This is a genomic window from Bacilli bacterium (genome assembly GCA_036381315.1).
Taxonomy (GTDB): Bacteria; Bacillota; Bacilli; order Paenibacillales; family KCTC-25726; genus DASVDB01.
Map to the genome: position 1 here is coordinate 1 of DASVDB010000008.1, position 5,458 is coordinate 5,458.

Genomic DNA, 5,458 nt, shown 5'->3' on the forward strand with positions numbered 1-5,458 from the left:
TTTTTTTATGAAGAAAAGAAGACGGCGGCGAATCCGCATTCTGATCTGGCTTTCGCGCCGTGGAGCGGCCAGATTGGCGCTTTTGGCATTTGCGCTGGCATTTTTGCTCTTGTATTTCACTTCGGATTTAAAAAGCGGCTTCGTTTGGGAACAGTGGTCGCTTCCCTTGTCGGGCAAAGTGATCGCGATCGATGCCGGGCATGGCGGACCTGACGGCGGGGCGGAGAGCAGCGAAGGGATTGCGGAAAAAAATATCAATCTCGCGATCGCCAAAATGCTGCGCGATTATTTGCAGCAAACCGGAGCCGTTGTCGTCATGACCCGCGAAGAAGATAAAGATTTGGCGGATAAAAATACGGCAGGACTAAGCAAAAGAAAAACCGAAGACCTCGTCAACCGCGCCAGGCTGATCAAATCGCGAAAAGCCGAATTGCTGGTCAGCATCCATTTGAACAGCATTCCTTCCGCCCGCTGGCATGGCGCGCAAACATTTTACGACCCGAAAAACGAAATGAACAAGCTGCTGGCGCAATCGATCCAGGCGGAAATCAAAGCGGCGCTGCAAAACACCGACCGCGAGGCGAATACGGTCCGCACCCTGTTTTTGCTGCGCACTTCGGACGTGCCAAGCGCGCTTGTGGAAGCGGGCTTTTTGTCCAACCCGGAAGAAGCGAAATTGCTTGCGAAACCCGAATATCAAAAAAAGATGGCGGCGGCGATTTATCGCGGCATCTTGCGATTTTACTCAGGAGTTGGTCTTGGATCATAATCAAACGGCAAAAATATGCTATAATGCTAAATGGGGAAAACACACTTATTAACCGAGTTGGGGTGGCCGTTATGAAAAGAAACCAGGTGCTTGATGCGCTGCGCGAACTGCAGGATCCGCAGCTGCAAAAAAGTCTGGTGGACATGCGTTTTGTGAAAGACATCATGATTCGCGAAGATAGCGTCTCCATTACTTTGGTGTTATCGAAAGCCGATGACCATACAAAAGATGAATATAAAAAACTCGCCGTGGCAGCGCTGGCGAAAGCCGGCATCAAAGCGGCGCATGTTCGCATACGGGAAGCTACCGCGCAAGAGTTGTCTTCCTTCCGGGAAAAGAAGGTTGAGGAAATACCGCATACGGAAGGCTATGACGCCATGCAAGACAAAGTCCAGCATGAAATGCGCAAAGCGGGCATGCCCAAATTGCTGGAAAAAGACGCGACAACGCAATTTATTGCGGTGGCAAGCGGCAAAGGCGGCGTCGGCAAATCGACGGTAACGGTCAATTTGGCGGTTGCTTTGGCCAGACGAGGCAAGAAAGTCGGCATCATGGACTGTGACATTTACGGCTTCAGCGTACCGGATTTGATGGGCATCGAAGAATATCCGCAATTGGTGAACCGCAAAGTCATTCCCGTGCAGAAAAACGGCGTCGATGTCATTTCCATGGGATTTTTTGTGGAAGATAACGCTCCGATCGTTTGGCGCGGACCGATGCTTGGCAAGATGCTGCGCAATTTCTTTAATGAAGTGGAATGGGGCAACGTGGAATATATGCTGCTCGATTTGCCTCCCGGCACCGGGGACATTGCCCTGGATGTGCATCAGATGATTCCGCACAGCAAGGAAATCATTGTCACCACTCCGCATTCCACCGCGGCGTTTGTGGCGGCAAGAGCGGGCGCCATGGCGCGGGGAACCAATCATGAAATTTTGGGCGTGGTGGAAAACATGTCCTATTATGTTTGCGCCGAGTGCGGACACAAAGACTATATATTCGGCCGCGGCGGCGGCGCCAAACTGGCGCAGGAGCTCGGAACGGAACTGCTTGGGCAAATTCCGCTCGGCGCGCCGGACAATCACCCGCTGGAAGCCGATTACGCTCCGGCAGTGTATAAGGAAGATTCGGAAACAGGCAAAATGTATTTGGAAATGGCGGATCTCATAATCGCCAAAACTTCATGAAGCCATTAGCCCGGAAGCGCGCCCTGCTTCCGGGCAATTTTTTTTACGTGCTTTGGCCTCCCTGACCGCCTCCCCCCCCGCCTAGGCCGCCGCCTTGCTGCTTTTTCGGCATTGTTTCCTCTTCCAGCACCTTTTTGAACAAATCCATGAGTTCCATGCGAAACAGCGGGCTTTCAAGCGATTCCTTCATGATGCTCATGGCCTGTTTCCTATATTCCGGTCCTTTCATGACATCCAGCAGCATTTTGGCAAAGTCGGGGTTTTTCATGGCGTCGAAAACAAGTTTTTGGTATTCCGGATCTTTCATCAAATCTTTTTGGATTTCTTTGTTTTCTTTCTTGATGGCTTTGGCGAAATCGCCGGCAAATTTCGGATCCGTCATCATGTCTTTAAGCATTTTCGGATAAGCGGGGTCGGCCAGCACCTCCTTGACCGCCTGGTGGATTTGTTTGCCTTGCGGCGTGCTGAGCAGCTTGCTGCCGCCTCCGCCTGCGCCTTGACTTTCCTGTTCACTCTGGGATATGGATTTCTGGATGATTTTCTTGGCATCCTCGGTATTCAGGATATCGATAACCATCGCTTTGGTTTCCTTGTAACTCATCATGCCGCCTCCCCCGGAACTTCCGGAACCGCAGGAGGAAAGCAGCAGGCAGGACACAATCGCGCCGCAAACCATGGCTATTTTGGAAAGATAATGTCGATGATGTGTCATAAGGCGTTGCTCCCTTCGTCAGAAATAAAGCCGAAGTCTTTTTTGCGTTAGTATGCGGCGTAAAAATGCATTTATAACCGGCCTGGGGCCGCAAATGTTGGCTTTTTTGACAAAGGGTTGCTATACTTGAAAGCGGGATTTATGAAGTTGGGAGATGGGGCAAGTGTCATTGAAAAATTTGCTTGTGCTGTTCGGGACGACGCTCTTGATTGGGATGGCTGCCGGCATTTTGGCCGGCCTTGGCCTGCAATTGACGGATCAGGACTTTCACTTTTTCGGCTCCGCAGTCGGGTTTAATCTGTTTGAAATGGCGCTTGCCGGCATGATGTTTGCCATGTTCAGTTTGATGGGCCTTTTTGCATATTTGACGCTGAATTATATTGCCGTGGGCATTTTGGGGCAGAAGTTCTGGTGGAATTTGCTGCAGCTTTTTCTTACGATTGTCATTCTGGTGAACGCCGGTTTTTACCGCTATATTTATTTTGCCGGAACGGCGCAGGCGGCGGACTTCATTTTTCCTGCGATCGTATTGGCTCTTACGATTTTGGTGGCGTATTGGAAAGTGAAAATGACCAATAAAACCGCATGGATTCCCACGTTGTTTTTTATGTCGGCAATCACGATTCTGGAGTCCATGCCGGCGCTCAGGATGGATAATGCCGCTTCGCTTCTGTTTATGTCCGTGCCGCTTTTTGCTTGCAATGCATGGCAAATATTGCGGCTGCATAAGTTGGTTAGAAGCAGGGCTTAACCGGAGCTATTGATTATCCTCTACTTCCCGGCCGCTTAATTGCGTTTCGTTGATCAATTGGGACACGGTGACGAATTCGTAACCTTTTTCCCGGAGCTTGTCAATGATGACGGGCAGCGCGATGTGGGTTTGCTTGCAGGAGTCGCTTGCGTGCATCAACACGATGTCGCCGGGATGGGCTTTTGTGACCACACGATTGACAATGTTATCCGCCCCGATGTTCATCCAATCAAGCGAATCGGTGTCCCACTGGATGACCGTATACCCCAATTCGCCGGCGATTCGCAGCACTCTTTTATCGAAATCGCCGTTGGGCAGGCGCAGCAGTTTGGGCGGCCGACCGGTCATTTCCGTGAGAATTTGGTGGGCGGTGGCAATTTGCCTGCGTATTTCGCTATCTTCCAATGTGGAGTAATGAGCGAATTTATGCCCGTGGCTGCCGATTTCAAACCCGCCGTCGACAATTTTTTTGACCAGCTCGGGGTGTGTTTTGCTCCAGGGAGAAGAAAGGAAAAATGTCGCGTTCGTAACGCCTTTTTGTTTTAAAATGTTCAGTATCGGTTCCAGGCGGTTTTCCCCCCAACTGATGTCGAAGGTAAGCGCAATGACCTTTTTGCTGGTTTGCACGCTGTAGATTGCCGCCGGTTCATTCCGGGAAAAAACGCTGATGCCGTTTTTTTGGGAATAGGCCGCTCCCAGCGCGAAAATAGCCGTTATCGCCAGGAACAGCACGCGTTTCAATTTTTTTTTGTTGACAATAATGAAGACGTTCACTTGACTTGACCGCCCTTTCAAGTTTAATCTTTGTCCAATAAAATATATGCTCGTACAAGCGGCGTATGCGGTTATTTTTGCCGCAATTTGTTGAGGAGGACTGTGCATGGGTATGCTGTTTCGTGACTTTGCCCGCGACTTGCGGGCGCGCAAACATGATATCATCGCGGCGGTACTGGTTTTTGGCATCGGAATATATGCGGGTTTTACTTCGGATCATCTCGGGGGATGGTTGGAAGGCGAGGTTGAAAGTATCGGGAACATTGCCGATCTGTTGGAACGGATGCCGTATCCGCAACTCATGTTTTTCCTGTTTATTTTTCTCAACAACTTGGTCAAATCGCTTCTTTTTGTTTTTCTCGGGGCATTTTTCGGGTTGTTTCCGCTTGTTTCGCTATTGATCAACGGCATGGTTATCGGGTATTTATCCGCATCCACCATGGCGCATGGCGGTAATTTGGCGCAAATGATCGTCCTCGGCATTTTGCCGCACGGAATCATTGAGTTGCCGATGGTTCTGCTGGCCTCCGCATACGGACTTCGATTTGGGGTATTGACGGGCAAGTGGGCGTTTAGCTTCGCCGTATTACCGTGGCGGCAGAAGGTGGCGGGGGAATTGCGCCATTTTTTTCGCATGACGCTGCCGCTTATGCTGGTGTTGACGGTCGGATTGTTGGTCGCTGCCGTCATCGAAAGCACCGTCACCTACAGCTTGATGGGGCATTGACATAAAATGCGCTTCATCTGCGCATAACATTAATACCGCACACCTATATGAACCAATCGTGCCGCTTGGTTGATTTGCCGTACATATAACTCATTCGGAGGAGGACTGCCGGTTCGCTATGCTCGGAATGATATACAATGATCGGGAATGCCGGGAGCTTGGATTTTTATTGCGCAAGGAATTGGACGAGATGCTGCTCGATTTGAGCGATTATCGGATGAACGGCGACGTACGGGAAGCGATTGAGGCAAGGTATCAGGTGATCTTTAAAATGTATGCGCGAGTGGCCACGCCAAAAGAGTTGTCGAAGTACGCGCGAAACAAGAGCTATCATTGAAAAGCGTTTTTAAACTAACCCGCTTTAAGAGGCGGGTTTATTTTTCATGAAACCCGCATGAAATCCAAACATTGGTCTTGACTTGGGTCATGCGGCGTGGTAAATTAGTTCTCGCCGCTGCAAACAAGGCGAATAAAACAGCCTGGCGATTGCGGAAAACACCATGACCGGATGGCCGGGCGGCAAAAATTTCTCCTTGAT

Annotated in this window: 7 protein-coding genes; 5 read left to right on the forward strand and 2 right to left on the reverse strand. The window is 50.3% G+C overall.

Translation table 11 applies throughout. The features are described 5' to 3' along the window. Both cwlD and VF260_00525 read left to right on the forward strand, forming a co-directional pair. The coding region (cwlD, locus tag VF260_00520) for an N-acetylmuramoyl-L-alanine amidase CwlD (protein ID HEX7055667.1) at positions 1–769 on the forward strand (769 nt) is incomplete at its 5' end. Positions 770–840: 71 nt separating this feature from the next. Further along, the gene (locus VF260_00525; protein ID HEX7055668.1) at positions 841–1,956 is read left to right on the forward strand and encodes an Mrp/NBP35 family ATP-binding protein; all 1,116 of its coding nucleotides are present in this window, start codon (positions 841–843) and stop codon (positions 1,954–1,956) included. Between the two features lie 43 nt (positions 1,957–1,999). Here the strand turns inward: VF260_00525 and gerD are convergent, their stop codons facing one another. After that, on the reverse strand, positions 2,000–2,668 hold the full coding sequence (gerD, locus tag VF260_00530; protein HEX7055669.1) for a spore germination lipoprotein GerD: 669 nt from the start codon (positions 2,666–2,668) through the stop codon (positions 2,000–2,002). A 163-nt stretch (positions 2,669–2,831) separates the two neighbouring features. Here gerD and VF260_00535 point away from each other — a divergent pair, with 163 nt between their 5' ends. Continuing rightward, positions 2,832–3,419, forward strand: coding sequence for a KinB-signaling pathway activation protein (locus tag VF260_00535; GenBank protein HEX7055670.1), 588 nt, complete (start codon positions 2,832–2,834; stop codon positions 3,417–3,419). A 6-nt stretch (positions 3,420–3,425) separates the two neighbouring features. Here VF260_00535 and pdaB read toward each other — a convergent pair whose 3' ends face one another. Continuing rightward, entirely contained in the window at positions 3,426–4,193 is a 768-nt protein-coding gene (gene pdaB, locus VF260_00540; GenBank protein HEX7055671.1) for a polysaccharide deacetylase family sporulation protein PdaB, read from the reverse strand. A gap of 106 nt (positions 4,194–4,299) precedes the next feature. Here pdaB and VF260_00545 point away from each other — a divergent pair, with 106 nt between their 5' ends. Next, complete coding sequence (locus tag VF260_00545; protein ID HEX7055672.1) at positions 4,300–4,920, forward strand: stage II sporulation protein M; 621 nt, start codon at positions 4,300–4,302, stop codon at positions 4,918–4,920. A gap of 118 nt (positions 4,921–5,038) precedes the next feature. Continuing rightward, the gene (locus VF260_00550; GenBank protein HEX7055673.1) at positions 5,039–5,257 is read left to right on the forward strand and encodes a hypothetical protein; all 219 of its coding nucleotides are present in this window, start codon (positions 5,039–5,041) and stop codon (positions 5,255–5,257) included. The last annotated feature ends 201 nt before the right edge of the window (positions 5,258–5,458 follow it).